The sequence below is a fragment of the Paenibacillus sp. XY044 genome (genome assembly GCF_002257645.1).
In the GTDB taxonomy this organism is placed as follows: domain Bacteria; phylum Bacillota; class Bacilli; order Paenibacillales; family Paenibacillaceae; genus Paenibacillus_AQ.
In genome coordinates this window covers 1-17,136 of record NZ_NQMO01000003.1, presented here as the reverse complement: position 1 = coordinate 17,136, position 17,136 = coordinate 1, and the positions used below count along the sequence as shown (strand labels likewise).

The 17,136-nt window shown below is 54.2% G+C and carries 22 protein-coding genes; 2 read left to right on the top strand and 20 right to left on the bottom strand.

Features of this window, described 5'->3' with window-relative positions; translation table 11 throughout:
* Positions 1-5: 5 nt before the first annotated feature.
* The 20 genes from dxs to CJP46_RS13590 form a co-directional block, all read right to left on the bottom strand.
* Positions 6-1,913 (bottom strand): 1-deoxy-D-xylulose-5-phosphate synthase, encoded by a 1,908-nt coding sequence (dxs, locus tag CJP46_RS13685; RefSeq protein ID WP_094596187.1) that lies wholly within the window; start codon positions 1,911-1,913, stop codon positions 6-8.
* A 118-nt stretch (positions 1,914-2,031) separates the two neighbouring features.
* Positions 2,032-2,907 (bottom strand): polyprenyl synthetase family protein, encoded by an 876-nt coding sequence (locus CJP46_RS13680; protein WP_094596851.1) that lies wholly within the window; start codon positions 2,905-2,907, stop codon positions 2,032-2,034.
* Between the two features lie 22 nt (positions 2,908-2,929).
* The gene (gene xseB / locus CJP46_RS13675; RefSeq protein WP_094596186.1) at positions 2,930-3,193 is read right to left on the bottom strand and encodes an exodeoxyribonuclease VII small subunit; all 264 of its coding nucleotides are present in this window, start codon (positions 3,191-3,193) and stop codon (positions 2,930-2,932) included.
* On the bottom strand, positions 3,183-4,547 hold the full coding sequence (xseA, locus tag CJP46_RS13670; protein ID WP_094596185.1) for an exodeoxyribonuclease VII large subunit: 1,365 nt from the start codon (positions 4,545-4,547) through the stop codon (positions 3,183-3,185). The genes xseB and xseA overlap by 11 nt, the downstream gene beginning before the upstream one ends.
* Positions 4,548-4,560: 13 nt before the next feature.
* A complete protein-coding gene (gene folD, locus CJP46_RS13665; protein ID WP_094596184.1) occupies positions 4,561-5,418 on the bottom strand; it encodes a bifunctional methylenetetrahydrofolate dehydrogenase/methenyltetrahydrofolate cyclohydrolase FolD in 858 nt (285 codons plus the stop codon).
* Positions 5,419-5,484: 66 nt separating this feature from the next.
* On the bottom strand, positions 5,485-5,928 hold the full coding sequence (gene nusB, locus CJP46_RS13660; RefSeq protein WP_094596183.1) for a transcription antitermination factor NusB: 444 nt from the start codon (positions 5,926-5,928) through the stop codon (positions 5,485-5,487).
* A gap of 162 nt (positions 5,929-6,090) precedes the next feature.
* Entirely contained in the window at positions 6,091-6,324 is a 234-nt protein-coding gene (locus CJP46_RS13655) for a DUF2273 domain-containing protein (protein WP_076170017.1), read from the bottom strand.
* Positions 6,325-6,339: 15 nt separating this feature from the next.
* Positions 6,340-6,879 carry an alkaline shock response membrane anchor protein AmaP gene (gene amaP, locus CJP46_RS13650; protein ID WP_094596182.1) on the bottom strand — a complete coding sequence of 180 codons (540 nt, stop codon included), beginning with the start codon at positions 6,877-6,879 and terminating at the stop codon, positions 6,340-6,342.
* 78 nt (positions 6,880-6,957) lie between these two features.
* The gene (locus CJP46_RS13645) at positions 6,958-7,365 is read right to left on the bottom strand and encodes an Asp23/Gls24 family envelope stress response protein (RefSeq protein WP_076170016.1); all 408 of its coding nucleotides are present in this window, start codon (positions 7,363-7,365) and stop codon (positions 6,958-6,960) included.
* Positions 7,366-7,486: 121 nt separating this feature from the next.
* Entirely contained in the window at positions 7,487-8,830 is a 1,344-nt protein-coding gene (accC, locus tag CJP46_RS13640; protein ID WP_094596181.1) for an acetyl-CoA carboxylase biotin carboxylase subunit, read from the bottom strand.
* A 28-nt stretch (positions 8,831-8,858) separates the two neighbouring features.
* On the bottom strand, positions 8,859-9,359 hold the full coding sequence (accB, locus tag CJP46_RS13635) for an acetyl-CoA carboxylase biotin carboxyl carrier protein (protein WP_094596180.1): 501 nt from the start codon (positions 9,357-9,359) through the stop codon (positions 8,859-8,861).
* A gap of 148 nt (positions 9,360-9,507) precedes the next feature.
* Complete coding sequence (locus tag CJP46_RS13630) at positions 9,508-10,416, bottom strand: SpoIIIAH-like family protein (protein ID WP_094596179.1); 909 nt, start codon at positions 10,414-10,416, stop codon at positions 9,508-9,510.
* 49 nt (positions 10,417-10,465) lie between these two features.
* Positions 10,466-11,104: a stage III sporulation protein AG gene (gene spoIIIAG / locus CJP46_RS13625; RefSeq protein WP_094596178.1), complete on the bottom strand. Its 639-nt coding sequence runs from the start codon at positions 11,102-11,104 to the stop codon at positions 10,466-10,468.
* Positions 11,105-11,120: 16 nt separating this feature from the next.
* Positions 11,121-11,885: a stage III sporulation protein AF gene (spoIIIAF, locus tag CJP46_RS13620; RefSeq protein ID WP_094596177.1), complete on the bottom strand. Its 765-nt coding sequence runs from the start codon at positions 11,883-11,885 to the stop codon at positions 11,121-11,123.
* 15 nt (positions 11,886-11,900) lie between these two features.
* On the bottom strand, positions 11,901-13,061 hold the full coding sequence (gene spoIIIAE / locus CJP46_RS13615; protein WP_256992394.1) for a stage III sporulation protein AE: 1,161 nt from the start codon (positions 13,059-13,061) through the stop codon (positions 11,901-11,903).
* 46 nt (positions 13,062-13,107) lie between these two features.
* The gene (spoIIIAD, locus tag CJP46_RS13610) at positions 13,108-13,497 is read right to left on the bottom strand and encodes a stage III sporulation protein AD (protein ID WP_076170009.1); all 390 of its coding nucleotides are present in this window, start codon (positions 13,495-13,497) and stop codon (positions 13,108-13,110) included.
* A gap of 12 nt (positions 13,498-13,509) precedes the next feature.
* Positions 13,510-13,713, bottom strand: coding sequence for a stage III sporulation protein AC (gene spoIIIAC / locus CJP46_RS13605; RefSeq protein WP_076170008.1), 204 nt, complete (start codon positions 13,711-13,713; stop codon positions 13,510-13,512).
* Positions 13,714-13,727: 14 nt separating this feature from the next.
* The gene (gene spoIIIAB, locus CJP46_RS13600) at positions 13,728-14,246 is read right to left on the bottom strand and encodes a stage III sporulation protein SpoIIIAB (RefSeq protein WP_094596175.1); all 519 of its coding nucleotides are present in this window, start codon (positions 14,244-14,246) and stop codon (positions 13,728-13,730) included.
* Positions 14,239-15,282, bottom strand: coding sequence for a stage III sporulation protein AA (gene spoIIIAA, locus CJP46_RS13595; protein WP_094596174.1), 1,044 nt, complete (start codon positions 15,280-15,282; stop codon positions 14,239-14,241). The genes spoIIIAB and spoIIIAA overlap by 8 nt, the downstream gene beginning before the upstream one ends.
* Positions 15,283-15,360: 78 nt before the next feature.
* Positions 15,361-15,630 (bottom strand): YqhV family protein, encoded by a 270-nt coding sequence (locus CJP46_RS13590; protein ID WP_373558003.1) that lies wholly within the window; start codon positions 15,628-15,630, stop codon positions 15,361-15,363.
* A gap of 375 nt (positions 15,631-16,005) precedes the next feature.
* On the opposite strand from CJP46_RS13590, the gene CJP46_RS13585 reads away from it, so the two are divergent.
* Complete coding sequence (locus tag CJP46_RS13585; RefSeq protein ID WP_094596173.1) at positions 16,006-16,743, top strand: 2-phosphosulfolactate phosphatase; 738 nt, start codon at positions 16,006-16,008, stop codon at positions 16,741-16,743.
* Positions 16,744-16,920: 177 nt separating this feature from the next.
* Positions 16,921-17,136, top strand: a 216-nt coding sequence (locus CJP46_RS37535) for a helix-turn-helix domain-containing protein (RefSeq protein WP_373557993.1), incomplete at its 3' end; no start/stop codon positions are given.

The window sequence follows — 17,136 nt, the reverse complement described above, 5'->3', positions numbered from 1 at the left end:
ATCCATTAGGATGGAAACTGGGTTTTGCCGATCTCGAAAGGATGCAGGGACATCAGCTTCTTGATTTCGTCGACCACTCCTGCTGCCGTAAGACCGGTCTCCTCCCGCTGCTCTTTCACGCTGCCATGCTCGATAAAACGGTCCGGCACACCCATCAAGGACACTTTCGTGTCAAAAATATGTCTTGAAGCATAAAACTCCAGTACGGCGCTGCCCAAGCTGCCCGCTTCGCTTGTCTCTTCGAGCACCACCATATTCGTGTTGCTCTCGGCAAGTTCCGTCAGCAATTCTTCATCCAGCGGCTTCATAAACCGGGCGTTGACTACCCTTAGGTGAATGCCTTCCCGCTTCAGCTGGTCGGCTGCCTCAAGCGCAACTTGAACCATCGGGCCGCAGGCGAGAACGGCGTAACCTTCCCCATCGCGGACGGTTTCCCATTTGCCGATCGGAATCGGTACAAGTTCCTCGTCCAAATGAACCCCCAGACCGTTGATCCGCGGGTAGCGGAAAGCAATCGGTCCGTCGTTATATTCCAGGGCGGTCTTCATCATATGTCTCAGCTCGTTTTCATCCTTCGGCATCATCATGACCATGTTCGGAATATGGCGCATAAACGCGATGTCAAATACGCCCTGATGCGTCTCGCCGTCATCCCCAACGAAGCCAGCTCGGTCGATCGCGAACATGACGTTGGCATTGTGGCGGCAAATATCGTGAACGATCTGGTCATACGCTCGCTGCATGAAGGTGGAATAGACGGCGAACACCGGCTTCATTCCCTCCATAGCCAATGCGGCGCACATGGTTGCCGCGTGCTGCTCCGCAATACCGACGTCGATCATGCGGTCCGGAAACCGTTCGCTGAACGGAACGAGACCAGAGCCTTTGGGCATTGCAGGCGTGACAGCGATGATCCGAGGATCCTGTTCTCCAAGCTCGATTAGCGTCTGGCCGAACACGTCGGTGTACATCGGATTGCCTACCGATTTGAGCACCTGCCCTGATTCGATTTTGTACGGTGTAATCCCATGCCATTTATATGAATCCGCCTCTGCGGGTTTATATCCTTTGCCTTTGGTGGTAAGGACATGCACGAATACCGGTCCGCGCACGTTATCAGCCTGCTTGAATGTTTCGATCAGCTTGTGGATATCATGGCCGTCCACCGGTCCGAGATAGGTTAAGCCCAGCTCTTCGAACAGCACGCCGGGAACCATCATGTATTTCAGGCTTTCCTTCAGCCTGGAGCCGGTCTTGGCCAGCATGCCGCCAATCGCCGGAATTTTCTTCAGCATGATCTCAAGCTCGTCTTTCGCGCGCAAATAATGGCGGTCCGAGCGGATTTTGCTTAAATAGTTATGCATGGCGCCGACGTTCGGCGCAATCGACATTTCGTTGTCGTTCAGAATGACCATCAGGTCCTTCTGTTCATGTCCGATATGGTTCAAGGCTTCGAAAGCCATCCCGCCGGTGAGGGCACCGTCCCCGATCATGGCGATCACCTTGTTGTTTTCTCCTTTTAAGTCCCTGGCCACGGCCATGCCGATCGCAGCAGACAGAGAAGTGCTGCTATGCCCGGCTTCCCAGACGTCATGCTCACTTTCGTTGCGTTTGACAAAGCCGCAAAGCCCCTTGTACTTCCGCAGCGTATCAAACTGGTCCATCCGGCCCGTCAGCATTTTATGAACGTAGGCCTGATGCCCTACATCAAAAATAAATTTATCGCGCGGGCTGTTGTAGCAATAGTGCAGGGCCAGCGTGAGTTCCACCACTCCCAGATTTGATGCGAGATGCCCCCCGGTGACAGACAGCTTCTCAATCAGAAATTGACGGATTTCGGCCGCCAGAGAAGTGAGCTCGTCAACCGATAGTGATTTCAATTGTCCTGGCTCGTTAATTTGTGGAAGCAGCACGGCAATCTCCCCGCTTTCCTTCGTAATTAGTTATATGTTTATCCATGACATTCTTCCATGATTAGATTCTTTTCGCCATTATATCATAAAATGCCCATCGTACATAAAGCATCATACGCTAATGATCTCTGTGCATTAAATAATCGGCGATTTCCAGCAGGCGGCCCGGTTCCTGAAAACCAGCCTCCAAAACAGCCGCCTTGGCTTCCCGTGTCAATGACTCCACCTGCTTCTGCGAAGCCTCCAACCCGATAAAATAAGGATATGTCACCTTCTCCTGCTTAATGTCGCTCTGTGTCTTCTTACCCAGTTTTGCCTCGTCTCCAACCAGATCAAGAATATCGTCCTGGATTTGAAAGGCGAGTCCAAGCCGGCTGCCAAACGTTCGCAGCGCTTCTAAATCGGCGTCCGAGCCTCCCGCAATCCGTCCGCCGGCCAGCAGCGAGAAGATGATCAGGTCGCCCGTCTTGTGCTGGTGAATATACTGAAGATGCTCCAGATTCGTGACTCCCTGCTCGCCTTCCATATCGGCCGCCTGTCCGCCGACCATGCCTCTTGGACCGGCCATTTCCGCAAGGTCCTGCACGATGGCCAGAATCGGGTTCGCATCGATGCCGTGTTTTGCCGCGATGCGGGCGATCGTATAAAAAGCATGCGTCAGCAGGGCGTCTCCTGCCAGGATGGCGGTTGCTTCGCCATATACTTTATGATTGGTCAGTTTGCCTCGGCGGTAGTCATCATTATCCATTGCAGGCAAATCATCATGGATGAGCGAATACGTATGCACCATTTCCACGGCGGAAGCTGCATCAAGGGCAGCCTCCGCGTTGCCTCCAAGCGCTTCGCAGGCCGCAACCACCAGCAGCGGACGGAGCCGCTTTCCTCCGGCCATCAAGGAATACGTCATGGATTCCTTTAAAGATGAAGGAACCTGCCAATGATGCGGCAGGCTGTCCTCCAAGGAGGCGGTTACTTTTTCGGAAATCTGCTGCATGTATTCCTGGAACGAAACCCGGTTACTCAAAAACTTCACCGCCGCCCTGGTCGAGCTGCCCGCCGCCGAACGGCTTCTTGCGAAGCTCCCCGTCCTCTTCGACGATCATCTCGATTTTGCGTTCCACCTGTTCAAGCTTCTGCCCGCACAGCTGCGACAGCTTCATTCCCTGCTGGAACAGCTCGATCGCCTTTTCGAGCGGAACGTCGCCGTGCTCCAGTTCGCCGACGATATCCTCGAGCTGAATCATCGCGTCTTCAAAGCTGAGCTCTTTTTCATTCCCCATGTTCCTGTCCATCCTCCTTCAGTTCCCATACCTGGCAGGATAACTGGCCGTCGTTCACTTTAATATGGACCACATCGCCAGGCTGTACCTCATTGATCGATTTAATTAAACGCGTCTCCTGCTCGTCGTAGACGAGGCTGTAACCGCGGGCCATAACTTTTAGCGGACTGAGGGCGTCCAAATGGCGCACGCCGGAAGAGAGCTGGGATTTCTTGTCTTTCAACATGTTCTGCATCGACTGAAGGAGCTGCCGGCGCGCCGCCTCGTTGCGGTTCAGGGCCCCGTTCAGCTGCTCCTGCGGATTGTACCGCATCAGCGCATGGTACATGCGGCTTCTCTTTTCCCGGTTCAGTTGAACCCGGGAACGCAAGTTGCCGCTGAGCCGCTGGCGCAGCATATCCAGGCGCTCCGCATGCTGCAGCATGTAGCGCCGCGGATGCAGCAGCACGGGCGAGCGCTGCAGTGCCGCCAGCTGCTGGCGGCTGCGCTTCACCCGCTGCTGAAGGAGCTGCAGCAGCAGCCGTTCCCGCTGCTGCAGCCGCGCCTTCAGCTCGCCAGCATGCGGCACGGCCAGCTCTGCGGCCGCGGTCGGAGTCGCCGCCCTTAGGTCTGCGGCGAAGTCCGCGATGGTGAAGTCCGTTTCGTGCCCGACGGCCGAAATGACCGGAATATGCGAAGCTCGGATCGCCCGCGCGACCGCTTCTTCGTTAAATGCCCACAGCTCCTCCAGCGATCCGCCGCCGCGGCCGACGATCAGCACGTCCGCTTCATCCAGCTCGTTCATCATCCGAATGGCCTTCACGATGGAGGGAGCGGCCCCTTTCCCTTGAACCAAGACGGGAGCGAGAACGATCCGGGCCCGCGGGTAACGCCGTTCCAGCGTAGTCATAATGTCGCGTACGGCCGCGCCGGTCGGTGATGTAATGACGCCGATCGTCTCCGGAAACTCCGGAATCGGCCGCTTGCGGTCTGCTGCAAACAAGCCTTCTTTCTCCAACTTTTCCTTCAGCTGCTCATAAGCCAGATACAGGCTGCCGATCCCGTCAGGCTGCATTTGGGTGGCATAAAATTGGTACTGTCCGTCCCGCTCGTATACCGTCACGTTTCCTCTCGCGATGACCCTTGAGCCTTCCTTAGGGCGAAACGGCAGCCGCTGGTTGTGGGAGGCGAACATAATCGCTTTGATGCGGCTCCCCTCATCCTTGAGCGTGAAGTACATATGCCCGCTGGAATGATGGGTAAAGTTCGATATTTCGCCCCGGATCCAGACGTCGGAGAGCAGGCTGTCGGAATCCATCTTCATCCGGATGTATCGGTTTAAGTCCTTGATTGAAAAAATACGCTGTGGCTCCATAGCATCAGCTCCGTTAAGCCAATCCGTGATGCCGTTTGGCCGCGATCAGGGTGTTCTGCATCAGCATCGTAATCGTCATCGGTCCAACGCCTCCAGGCACCGGCGTAATCGGGCCCGATACTTCCTTGACGCTTTCAAAATCGACGTCTCCGGCCAGCTTGCCGGTATCCAGCCGGTTCATGCCCACGTCGATGACTACGGCACCCGGTTTGACATAGCTCGCATCAATGAAATTGGCCCGTCCGATCGCAACGACCAAAATATCAGCCTGCCGCGCGATGTCCGCCATACCGATCGTCCGGGAGTGACACATCGTCACGGTCGCATTCTCCCGTTGAAGCAGCAGTGAAACCGGCTTGCCGACGATATTGCTGCGTCCGATGACAACAGCATGCTTACCGGCCAGCTCTAAGCCCGTACGCTTGATCAGCTCAATGACGCCTGCCGGCGTGCATGGAAGCAGGCTGTCGTCTCCGATGACAAGGTTGCCGACATTTACCGGGTGGAACCCGTCCACGTCCTTGTCTACGGCGATCGCGTTAACGACGGCCTTTTCGTCAATGTGTCCAGGAAGCGGCAGCTGGACGAGAATGCCGTCGATGGTATCCTGCTTATTCAGCTTGTCCACCAAAGCAAGCAAATCTTCCTGGGTGGTTGTGGCCGGCAGCCGGTGTACCTCTGAATAGTATCCGAGATCGTGGCAGGCTTTTTCCTTGTTTCGCACATAGACTTGGGAAGCCGGGTCCTCTCCTACCAGCACAACGGCCAGTCCCGGAGTAACGCCTTTGGCGGCCAGCTCCTTGACTTTGGCGGCGATCCCCGCCCGGATATCTTCAGAAACCTGTTTTCCACTGATAATAGATGCTGTCATGTCGCTCTCTCTCCCCTATGTTTGGAATTGGCAAAGCGGACGGCTGAGACGTCCTATTCAAGCTTACTATGACTTCAATTGATCCAGCTCGCGGATCATGTTCCCCAGAACTCCGTTGACAAACTTGCCCGAGTCCTCTGTTCCGAAATGCTTTGCCAGCTCGATCGCCTCGTTGACGGCAACTTTGGCCGGCACGTCGTCGCGGTATAGCATTTCATAAGCAGCGAGGCGCAGGATTTGGCGGTCTACCTTGGAGAGGCGGCTCATTTGCCAGCCTTTCAAATAATTTTCCAGCAGGTCGTCCACCGCTCTTTTGCTGCCCCAAATGCCGTTCACGAGTCCCAGCACAAATTCCTTCAGTTCCGCTTCATTGGTGATGGTCCGCTCGGTATCATTCTCCTCGGCGGCATCCTCAAGCAGCATCTCCAGCGCTTCTTCGCTTGTCGTTTCGTTCATTTCCATTTGATACAGGCACTGAACGACCAGCTCCCTGGCTAAACGTCTTTTCATCATGTTCCTCCTAGAACCTTGAAATTTCCTCTTGTCCTTATTATGGGTCACCGCGGGAATAAACATCGTAAATCGCACAAAAAAACCGTGAGCATGTCAATCTCCAGAATATGGGCATCAAGAAGCTGCAGCTCTTTTTCCGGAGAAAGGCATATCACGGGTTCATTTGAACGGGCGCCAGCGCTCAGAGAGCCACTGACCCATTTCCCGCCAGCGGAAAAAGGAATCCATTCGCAGATCCTTTCTCTTACCGGCAGAATATCCTATGAACACTACCAATGCAAAGAACAACATATCCCAAAAACCCGCAAACAAATAAATAAAACCGAAAAAAATACCGCCGGCAATACCGGTAATCCGTCCTTTGTGACTCTCCCAAATTTCTTTCCAGATCACTCGGAGAATTCACCTCTATTCCACTCTACTCTTAATCACTGGCGCATGGGCCACATTCGCTATATATACCGCCACGTTAGAGACCGGAATGCCCGTCGTTTCCTGAAGGTGATCATGGACCTGCTTCTGCACGTCGGTCGTCAAGGACGGGATGGACACATCGCCGTCAACGACGGCACGGATCATGATTTCAAGACCCGCTTCCGTCACATGGATCCTGGTCTTCAGGTCCTTGACGCCCCGCACCCGCGAAGCCGCCTTGAGGCACAGGTTCTCAATCGTCTCCACCGAGATCTGGATGTCGCCGAATTCGGTCCTCTGATCGATGGAGTGAACATGCGATTTGTCCGGGCGGACCGAGATATAGAAGAAGCGGATACTGAGTAAAAAGAGGATCACCGCCGCCACGATGACCGTCAGCTGAAGCTCGACTGTGTTCAGCAGTTCATCGGGAGCCGGAACCAAATCACTCATGAGGAGGATGGCAAATACACATATTACTCCGATACTCAAGCTGTATATAAACAGCAGAAGTCTGTCCAGTATCTTAGCCACGAACAGCACAGCCTCCTTAAATTAGAGTAAACCCTCGACATTTCAGGTGTCGGGGGTTATGGTGACTCATTGAATCTCTTATTTTACACGCTGACTGTAATCAACGTCTTCGGCTCTTTCTGCGTTTTTGAAGTAAACATCATGGATATGCACATTAACTTCAATGACCGTAAGGCCTGTCATCATTTCGATGGAGCGTTTGACATTGCGCTGGATTTCCGTCGCCACTTCCGGCAGGCGGTTTCCGTACTCGATAATGACCGAGACGTCCACAGCTGCTTCACGCTGGCCGACTTCCACCTTAACGCCTTTGGACAAATTTTTGCGGCCAAGCAGCTCGGCAATGCCGCCGGCAAATCCACCGCTCATCCCGGCAACGCCTTTCACTTCTACCGTCGCTAGGCCCGCGATGACTTCAATCACTTCAGGTGCTATTTGAATTTCACCGATGTCCGTACGTTCAAATTCACTCGGTAATGTGCTCATCCCTGAATCAACACACCTTTCAGATAATATATAAAACCGCTTCAGACGGAAGCAGGATTGCCCCTAATCATTCATACTATACCATTTGGGGAACTTTATGACAAACAATCTGAAGCAGGCGTCAGATTTCGTTTTCCTCCAAAAACTTAATGTCAAAATCGCCGCGGTTGAACACCGGATGCTCCATCAGCTTCTGATGGAACGGGATGGTGGTGTGGATGCCCTCAATCACGAACTCGGACAGCGCCCGCTTCATCTTGGCGATCGCCTCCTGGCGCGTCGGCGCCCATACGATCAGCTTCGCGATCATGGAATCGTAGAACGGGGGAATGCTGTAACCCGGATAGGCCGCACTGTCCACCCTTACACCAGGACCGCCCGGAGGCAGGTAAAATTGAATTTTGCCCGGTGCCGGCATAAAGTTGCGGTCCGGATCTTCCGCGTTGACGCGGCACTCGATCGACCAGCCGTTAATTTGGACGTCCTCCTGCTTAAACGACAACGGATGCCCTTCGCCGACCGAAATCATTTCCTTAATCAAATCCACGCCGGTGACCATTTCAGTAACCGGATGCTCCACCTGGATGCGGGTGTTCATTTCCATAAAGTAGAACTGACCGTCGTTGCCGAGCAGGAACTCAAGCGTGCCTGCACCGGAATAATTAACGGCAAGGGCTGCTCGTACCGCGGCTTCACCCATTCGCTGACGAATGTCAGGTGACAGCACCGGACAAGGCGCTTCCTCGATCAGCTTCTGACGGCGGCGCTGCACCGAGCAGTCGCGTTCGCCCAGGTGAACGACGTTGCCGTGGTTGTCGGCTATAATTTGAATCTCTACGTGCTTCATGCCGGTCAAATATTTCTCCAGATAAACGCCGGCGTTGCCGAATGCCTTCTGGGCTTCCTGCTGGGCGGCTGTAATTTGCTTAATCAGCGCCTGCTCGTCCTCTGCGATGCGAATCCCTTTCCCGCCACCGCCGGCCGTTGCTTTGATAATCAAAGGATAGCCGATGTCCCGGCCGATCATGACCGCTTCATCCAGATCCTCGACCAGCCCGTCGGAACCCGGAATGACCGGAACGCCGGCGCTCTTCATCGTCTGCTTCGCCACCGCTTTGTCGCCCATCTTGTTGATGGCGTCGGCCGAAGGTCCGATAAAGGTAATGTTGCAGGACTCGCAAATTTCCGCGAAGTCGGCATTCTCGGCGAGAAATCCGTATCCCGGGTGAACGGCGTCGCACTCCGTCAATGTGGCTACGCTCATTATGTTGGTGAAATTCAGGTAGCTGTCTTTCGAAAGCGTAGGACCGATACAGTATGCCTCATCCGCCAAACGGACGTGCAGCGCCTCCTTGTCCGCCTCCGAGTAAACCGCAACGGTGGAAATGCCGAGTTCGCGGCAGGCCCGGATAATCCGGACCGCGATTTCACCGCGGTTGGCAATCAGAATTTTTTGAAATTTCATGCAAGTAACCTCCTCCATTGTGCGGTGCCTACTCCGACTTCACCAGAAACAGAGGCTGCCCGAATTCCACGAGTTGTCCGTTCTCCGCAAGAATCTCAACGATTGTGCCTTTCACTTCAGCTTCCAGCTCATTCATCAGCTTCATCGCTTCAATAATGCAGACCGTCGTTTTCTCGTCAACGCGGTCACCGACGCTGACAAACGGCGCGGTATCCGGGGAAGAGGCTTTGTAGAACGTTCCGACCATCGGGGAGACGATTTTATGTAGTGAGGAGGAAGCCGCATCCGGTGCTGCTGCCTGGCCTGCTGCAGGGGCCTGTACATTGTCGGCGGGTGCCTGTACGTATTGCGGAGCCGGCTGTGCGGCAGGGGCTTGTACGTATTGCGGCGCAGCCTGAACGCTCACCACTTCGGTTTTGCCCGGCTTGCGGATGGAAAGGCGTGCTCCTTCCGATTCAAGTTCAAGTTCATGTACGGAGGTCTCATCGACCAGCTTGATCAATTCTTTTATCTCGTTCAATTTAAACATTCGCAATTCACTCCTTCAGCTGCGTGGAAGCCGTGGCTTCGGACAATTCATACACATAACGATAAGTATTATATCATAATCGGAAGAAATGGAAAGAGTCCTGGGCTGTCCCGGACTCTTTCGACGATATTTCTGTTTTTCCGCCATTTTATTCGGAAACGACTTTCACGCTCACTTTATCCTGGGTCACTTTCAGCTCTTTCATGACCAGCTGCACGATGCCGGCTGCCTGTTTGGCATCCATCTTGTCGCTCAGGACGAGCACTTGGTACTTGTCGTCACTTTCTTTCACGAATGCGTTTGCGAAGGAGAATTTTTGCTCCAGCTCCTCTTCAATGCTTTCGATGATCGTTTCTTTCTCTTCGAGTGCGTTCAATTCCTGGCTCGCCTTGGCCGAAGCTTCGCTGTCCTTGCTCATGTCATTGATCGAGGCCATCAGATCGTTTGTTTTCTTAATATTGTCCTGCGAACGCTGCCACAGCAGGGAATCGATCATGCTGTTGCCTGACGAAGCTTGGGAAGCCACCTCTTGGAGTACCTCATCGTCCGTTTTTGACGTGCTTGCGGTTGTCTTGCCGTCGTCTTTGCCGGTAGATGCCGTTTTGCCATCAGCGGCCTTGTCGGTTGACGTTCCGCTCGTTTTGTCTGCAGCAGCCGTATCTTTGGCATCCGCCCCAGCCGCATCTTTGACTGCGGCATCCTTATCCGCCGTGCTGCCTGCAGCTGCAGTGTCCTTCGGCGCATCCTTCGATGCATCTTCCTTCGACGTATCCTGGGCCGTATCTTTCGCTGCGGAACCGTCCGCCTTGCCTGCATCCGCCGTCTTGTCACCCGATTGCCCCGAAGTCACCACTTCGTCCACTACAACTCCGTTGTCCTTGCTGCCAGTCGAAGCCGTCGTCTTGGAGTCTTTGTCTGTCTTGCTGTCCACCTGCTGGCTGTCCGCGACCGGCGTCTTCGACGTCCCCGAGTCCTCCGTAAACAGATAGTAAGCAGACAGGACTACCATCAAGCTCAGCATCGAAACCAACCAAATCGTTTGTCTTTTACTGTTCATTCGTTAAATCCTCCTCATAAGTCAACTGGATTATATCGGGGAAATCGGCTTACCCCTGCTTGCGCGGAACGACGGAGATACGGTAGCCCGGTACGTTCAGGCCTTTTTCCACCGCGTCCACAATCAAGTTGCGAACCACTTCGTTTTCTGCACCTTTGGCTACGATCAGCACCCCGCGGATTTGCGGCTTTACTTTTTTTGTAATGATCGGCGTCTGCGTTCCCGACTGTTCATAGGTGACGATCTCGCCATCCCGGGTATATTGGGTCGTATGGCGCTGACCGCCGTTCGCGTCGTTTTCTTCCGACTGCTGCTGGGAGTCTTTCACATTCCGCTGATAGACGATTTCCTCCGTGGAATCCACCGTGACCATGACGTCCACCGTGCCTACACCAACGATTTTCTCCAAGATGTCCTTCATCCTGCCTTCGGCCGCTTCCTCAATCGATTCAAAGTCCGAAGTCTGCCCTGCCGAGCTCTGGAACGTTTCTTGGGACTCAGCTCCTGCCGGAGGCTCCCTCCCAATGTTTTCGTTATCGAGTTTCTTCACATTGACAAAGGAATTGAACAGCACGATAGCCACCCCGATCAAGCCGACGATGATCAGCCACCTGAACGTATGTACGCGCTTCGTTCCTCCCTGTCCGCCCCCCAGCCATTGCTCAAGCTTCTTCAGCCACTTTCCCATCGTTTCACCTCCGCCTTCATAACCGGGACTGCTGCCCAGACCCGCTCTGTACCGTAATCACACCCGGATCAATATTCCATTCGCTGGCCAGAAGCTTGCGGACTTCGCCGGCGCTTTTATCATCCACAGGGCCGTCAACCTCCTTGGCTTGATCCCCTCCGGAAGCAGAATTTTGCTGGTCTGTCCCGGCCTGCTTTTCATCCGGTTCGATCGTGACCTGCACGTGAACCGGTTTCACCGGCTCGATTTGGATGCCGCTCTTTCCCTGGGAGCCACCCGAACCGCTCGAGTCATCAGGCGAGTGCCTCAGCGTGACGGTTACCGCACTAATGTAAGGTTGCGGCTGAGCAGTTCCGGAATTCGGGTCTTCCTTCGACTGCGGCAGTCCGAGCACTACCTGCACGTTCGCGGGCTCCTCGCCGGTTTGCTGCTTGATTTGTTCCTTCATGGTGGAAGCAACCTGCTCTCCAGCCCACTGTAGTGTCTGTGTCTGCTGTCTGTGCTTGATCTGCTCGGCTTCATTCATAATTTGATCGAGGCTGGATTTGGAACCGCCTTCGCCCGGCTGCCGGTCCATCCGGCTGATCGCTGCGCTCAGCTTGTCGAGCGGCGCGTCGGTCACGATTTGGATCAAAGGGTTCAGCAGGGTGACCAGCACGAGCAAGCTCAGGACCAGCTTGACGTAGCGCTCCATGGATCTGCTCGGCAGCAGCATATCGACGAAGGTGGCGAGCAGCACCACCATGATGACTTCTTTCAGCCAGTTTCCCAGCCATTCCACGGGCTCCCCCTCCCTTCACCGCATCATGACGGTCACGTTGCCCGCCGTCAGCATGATGGTGATCGCCAGGAAAAACATCAGTCCGACCGCCGCCAGGGCGGCAAAGACGTAAATCATGCTTTTGCCGATCGTGTCCAGGCAGGTCGTGATCGGTGAATCCCCGAGCGGCTGCATAATGGCGGCGGATACTTTGTAAATCAGTGCGAGTGTCAAGATTTTGATGGCCGGAAAGGCGCAGAGGAACAGGATGATGATGACGCCGGCCAGACCGATGGAGTTTTTGACCAGCAGCGATGCCGAGATGACCGTGTCGGTCGCATCCGCAAACATTTTGCCGACGACCGGAATGAAGCTGCCGGATACGTATTTGGCAGCCCGGATTGTCACCCCGTCGGTGATGGATCCTGTGATGCCCTGCACGGAGATGACGCCGAGAAAGACCGTCAGCAGCACCCCAAGCAGCCCGACACTGATGTTCCTCAGCAAATTCGCCATCTGCGTCAGCTTGTATTTATCCGACAGCGAGCTGACCAGATGAAGCACGGCCGAGAAGAAGAGCAGCGGAAACACCATCACGTGGATCAACGTTCCGATCGTGTTGATCATAAAGATGATCAGCGGATGCGTGACGGACACCGTGACGATGTTACCCATCGAAGCCAGCAAGGCGAACAGCAGCGGTATCATGGCCATCATGAAATCGATCATCCGGTCGATCGCCTCTTTGGCATAACCGATCGCGACATTGAAGCTGTTGATGGCCAGCACGATGATGACCATATAGCACAGGGCGTAGGCGACCTTGCTAACCGTTTTCCTCTCAAAAGCCGCCTGGAGCGTCTCCAAAATCATGCTCATGATGCTTAGGATGACGATCGTGACGAGCAGCTTGCCGTTATACAGCACCTCGTGCCACATAAAGGTACCTGCCGCGGTCAACACCGATTTGAGGCTGAAGCCGCTGCCGCCGGGAAGGAGCATATCCATGAAGGAAGGTGTTTTCTGGTCCGGAAAAAATCCCCCGTATTCCTTCATCAAGGTGTCCCAGTACTTCTCCACCTGGTCCTTCGGCAAATTTTCCGCCTGGCTCTGGATCAGCTGATCCGCGGGGGAAGCCGCGAAGACCTGGGTAATCCCTGCCACCATGAACACGATAAACAATATAAAAATGTGCATTTTGTCCGGCAGCCTCCGCAGTCCCGGCATGTCTTCACCCCCTCCTTCAGGCTGGCAGCAGCTTAAGCACCGTTTCGATGATAATGCCGATAATGGGGATGGCGAGCACCATGATCAGCACCTTGCCCGCGAGTTCGATTTTGGAGGCGATGCTCTCCTGCCCGGCGTCTCTCACGAGCTGCGCCCCAAACTCGGCGATATAAGCGATTCCTATAATTTTCAGTATCGTTTTCAGGTAGATCATCTGGACTCCCGACGCCTCGGCCAGCCGCTGCAGCTCCTGGATCACCATGCCGATTTTGCCGATCAGGAACATAAAGATCAGCACGCCGGTCGCGGCGGCCAGGACGAATGCGAACATCGGCTTGTGCTCCTTGATGACGAGAATGAGAATGGTGGACAGAAGTCCAAGGCCTACCACTTGAATAATTTCCATGGATAGCAACCCCTACTGGAACAAAAAGATAGTTTTGATCTCCTGCAGCAGGTTATCGAGCAGCCGGACGACCATGAACAGCACCACGACAAAACCAATGACCGTCACCCAATGAGCCATATCTTCTTTTCCCATTTGCTTGAGCACTGTGTGAATCATGGCAATGATGATGCCGATTCCCGCAATCTGGAAAATTGCGTTCACTTCAAAGTTCATTCCTAGGCACCTCGCTAAAAGATCAAAATAACGATCAATGCTCCGATTAGCAGCCCGAGACTTTTGCTGATCTTCTCGTACTTGGCCTGGTCGTCCCTGGCTGTTGCTTCCTCATGCTTCAACTGCTCGACGGCCAGCTGGATATGCTTGATTTGGTCCTGCCGGTCGCTTGTCCCAAGCGTGAAGCTGAGCTGATGCAGCACCTCGCGTTCGGGTGCTTTCATGGAGGTCCGTTTCCAATTCTCATGAAGAGAACGCTGGAGGCTCTCCTGGGCGGTCAATCCTGAGGCCGGCCCCATTTCACGTGCTGCATTCAGAAAAAAGGTGTGGAGAGGTTCCCGCATTTGATCCGCAATTTTGCGAAGTGCTTCCGGAAGCGGGGTAAATCCATAGGTGATTTCGGTCGACAGCCGCTGCAGGGCCAGGATCAGCTCCCGGATCTGCTTCGGCCGGCTGGCAAACTGCCTGGCTTGGTGAAATCCGGCGAGCGTGCCGGACAGCAGGATCAGTACGGCGCCAAAAAGCTTAAGCAAGGAAATCCCCCCCTCTCTGGCTGCTCGCCTGAAGCTGCAGCGGCCGGTGCTGCTGGTCGAGGATCCGGCAGCTTAACCCTTGTCCCTTCCTTTTTAAAAGAACGTACCTTTCAAACATTCCAGCTTCCATGAGCCCGGCCAGAGCGGGCCGGTGCCTCAGCTCTTCGATTCCGCCGGCATGCGCCGTGGCGATGACCGTAATGCCTGCATGCAGCGCCTCTGTCACCGATTCGGCGTCTTCTCCCCGGCCGATCTCGTCCACCATGAGTACATCCGGCGACATGGACCGGATCATCATCATCATGCCTTCCGCCTTCGGACAGGCATCCATTACATCGGTGCGGGGTCCGACGTCAAAGCTCGGTACCCCCTTGAGGCAGCCGGCGATTTCGGACCGCTCATCGACGATGCCTACCTTCAGCCCCGGCAAGCTGGATTTGCCCGAGCCCAGCAGGCCGCTGCTGATCTGTCTTGCCAAATCCCGCAGAAGGGTCGTTTTGCCCTGCTGTGGTGGAGAGAGTAAAAGCGTATGCCGGATCCTTCTACTTTCCTTGTCGAGCAAAAAGGGGAGAATGCCATCCGCGGCTCCCTTCACTTCCCGGGCTATCCGCACGTTGAATCCGCTGATGTCGCGAATATGCTCGACATGTCCACCGTGAAGCACTGTTCTGCCTGCCAAGCCGATGCGGTGTCCACCGGGTATCGTGATAAAGCCTTTGCGCAGTTCCTCCTCCATCGTGTAGAGCGAATGGTTGCTGATCAGATCCAGCAGCCTTCGGCTGACCTCCCGCTGCGGCTTGTACGCCTTGTCCGCATCCAGCGTAAGCATGCTTTGTCCCGTCACGTAGTGGTGTTCGCCTGCGCCATTGATCTCCAGCGGCCTGCCTTCACGAATGCGTACCTCCTCCACGACGCTCAGAATATGGTGAGGGAGCTGGTGAAGGATTGATTTGACCGGCTCCGGAAATAACTCCAGCCAGTTTCGATTTGTAATAGGACCACCCCCGTGCTGCCTTTCTCCTTGAAGCTTGTTCATCTTCCGACGGATAAATTACTAGATGTTTTCTTACTTATGTCTATGCTTGGCCCCTAAATTTATGACCACTGTAATCTATCATTTTTTGAGTATGCCGATTAAGAGACAGGACACGCCGAAAAAGATCCACGCCATCTTTCCCCAGGACAGCTTGTCGGCGACGCCGATCAGCCCGATGGAAGTCGTCAAGATGAGCACTGTCGGCCCGACGAATGCCAGCAAGGAATTGACCGCCAGCGCCTTATCCACCTGAGCGAGCTTTATCATCAGCAGTGCCGCGGCGATTTCCAGACTCCCTGAGATAAAGCGCAGCGTAGCCATACTGACCACGAACTTGTCCACAAAAATGACCCCCTTTTGCGAGATTGAGATTGTACTTCTAACCTCATAGATATGCGGGACTCTCTCTTTTTAGTTGTCTTTTACAAGAAAGAGACGGAAAATAACTTCGCAAAAAATGAGCCGCCGCACTGATAGTCAAACGGAATGCATTGGGGCCCCTATTCTAATAAATCTTATATTCGGAACAAAATGTTCCGGGCTTGCATATATTGTTTGATGAAATACCTATCCACTTGTCAGTTGCCGGGTTGGACCCGACTGCAGACAAACTGCCTGCATCTGGCCCAATCAAAAGAGGACCGTTTTACCATCGGCATCTTCAGGGCTAAGCAGCTGAAAGAGGTGTCGTATTATTTACAGAAGCATAAGGAGGATTTATCCATGCGGGTGGATGTCATTGCCAATGTGGACGAAGTAAGATCGGATGAGTTTGTGCAAAAGAGCGCCGTTGTGATCGACGTGCTGCGGGCAACCAGTACGATGATCACGGCTTTGGCCCAAGGCGCAACCGGGCTGCTGCCCGTGGAGACGGTTCCTCAAGCCCAGCAAATGCGGGGAGACCAAACGTTTGTCGGTGGAGAGCGGTATTATAAGAAAATCCCCGGATTTCAGGCAGGGAATTCACCGCATGATTACATGACCCCGGAGGTTGCCGGAAAGCTGGTGGTACTGACCACCTCCAACGGGACCCGAGGGCTGCTCAAATCGCATAAAGCCGCCAGAATTTTTGCCGCTTCGTTTATGAATGGGACGGCCTGTGCGTCGGCTCTGTTATCGTTCGGGAAAGATGCCATCCTGCTGTGCTCGGGATGCCACAACGATTTTTCTCTGGAGGATGGCCTGTGCGCTGGTATGATCATCGATGCGATGGAGTCCCTCTCGGAAGCGCCGCTTCAGCTGAATGATCTGGGTATGGCGATGAAGTATTCGTACCGGCATTGCAAGGGCTCCCTGTTCGAAACCGTTATGGAAGGATGCGCGGCGAGACAGCTGGTCAAGCTCGGATTTGCCCATGATGTCGAATACTGCACTGGGATTGACACGGTCCCTGTCGTGCCTTACGCGAAGTCGGAAATGATCCTGACACCGTTGTTCGCGGACGCTTGTAACCGCGGGTAATCCGGTCGCGCTAAATTTAAAAAGCCGTCCCCTTCTATGATATTATCCCCTTTGAGTAGACAAGTGCTAAGAAAGCGCACTAAAGTTTACTTGGAGGGGATTTTTCATGGGCGAAATTCGGAAGACATATTCTGTTGAGTTTAAGCAAAAGGCAGTTCAGATGTACTTGCATAAGGTATGGGATATAAAAGTGTAGCCAAAGAGCTAGGGATTACCCACAAATCTGTTCAGCGGTGGGTGAAATACTTTCAAGAGGAAGGAACACATGGACTGAAAGAGAAGCGAGGAAAAGCTGGAGGTCCCTTGAAAGGAAGGCCTCGAACGCGTGAACAGAGCGTGGATGCAGAGCTCCACCGGCTACGAGCAGAGAACGAATACTTAAAAAAGCTGTGG

Bases quoted from the DNA above. Each gene is read 5' to 3' on its own strand.
- xseB (WP_094596186.1), bottom strand. From the start codon at position 3,193: ATGGGGAATGAAAAAGAGCTCAGCTTTGAAGACGCGATGATTCAGCTC.
- CJP46_RS13630 (WP_094596179.1), bottom strand. From the start codon at position 10,416: ATGAACAGTAAAAGACAAACGATTTGGTTGGTTTCGATGCTGAGCTTG.
- folD (WP_094596184.1), bottom strand. From the start codon at position 5,418: ATGACAGCATCTATTATCAGTGGAAAACAGGTTTCTGAAGATATCCGG.
- spoIIIAD (WP_076170009.1), bottom strand. From the start codon at position 13,497: ATGGAAATTATTCAAGTGGTAGGCCTTGGACTTCTGTCCACCATTCTC.
- spoIIIAA (WP_094596174.1), bottom strand. From the start codon at position 15,282: ATGAACAAGCTTCAAGGAGAAAGGCAGCACGGGGGTGGTCCTATTACA.
- spoIIIAC (WP_076170008.1), bottom strand. From the start codon at position 13,713: ATGAACTTTGAAGTGAACGCAATTTTCCAGATTGCGGGAATCGGCATC.
- accB (WP_094596180.1), bottom strand. From the start codon at position 9,359: ATGTTTAAATTGAACGAGATAAAAGAATTGATCAAGCTGGTCGATGAG.
- CJP46_RS13645 (WP_076170016.1), bottom strand. From the start codon at position 7,365: ATGAGCACATTACCGAGTGAATTTGAACGTACGGACATCGGTGAAATT.
- CJP46_RS13585 (WP_094596173.1), top strand. From the start codon at position 16,006: ATGCGGGTGGATGTCATTGCCAATGTGGACGAAGTAAGATCGGATGAG.
- nusB (WP_094596183.1), bottom strand. From the start codon at position 5,928: ATGAAAAGACGTTTAGCCAGGGAGCTGGTCGTTCAGTGCCTGTATCAA.
- CJP46_RS13680 (WP_094596851.1), bottom strand. From the start codon at position 2,907: ATGCAGCAGATTTCCGAAAAAGTAACCGCCTCCTTGGAGGACAGCCTG.
- spoIIIAE (WP_256992394.1), bottom strand. From the start codon at position 13,061: ATGCACATTTTTATATTGTTTATCGTGTTCATGGTGGCAGGGATTACC.
- xseA (WP_094596185.1), bottom strand. From the start codon at position 4,547: ATGGAGCCACAGCGTATTTTTTCAATCAAGGACTTAAACCGATACATC.
- spoIIIAG (WP_094596178.1), bottom strand. From the start codon at position 11,104: ATGGGAAAGTGGCTGAAGAAGCTTGAGCAATGGCTGGGGGGCGGACAG.
- accC (WP_094596181.1), bottom strand. From the start codon at position 8,830: ATGAAATTTCAAAAAATTCTGATTGCCAACCGCGGTGAAATCGCGGTC.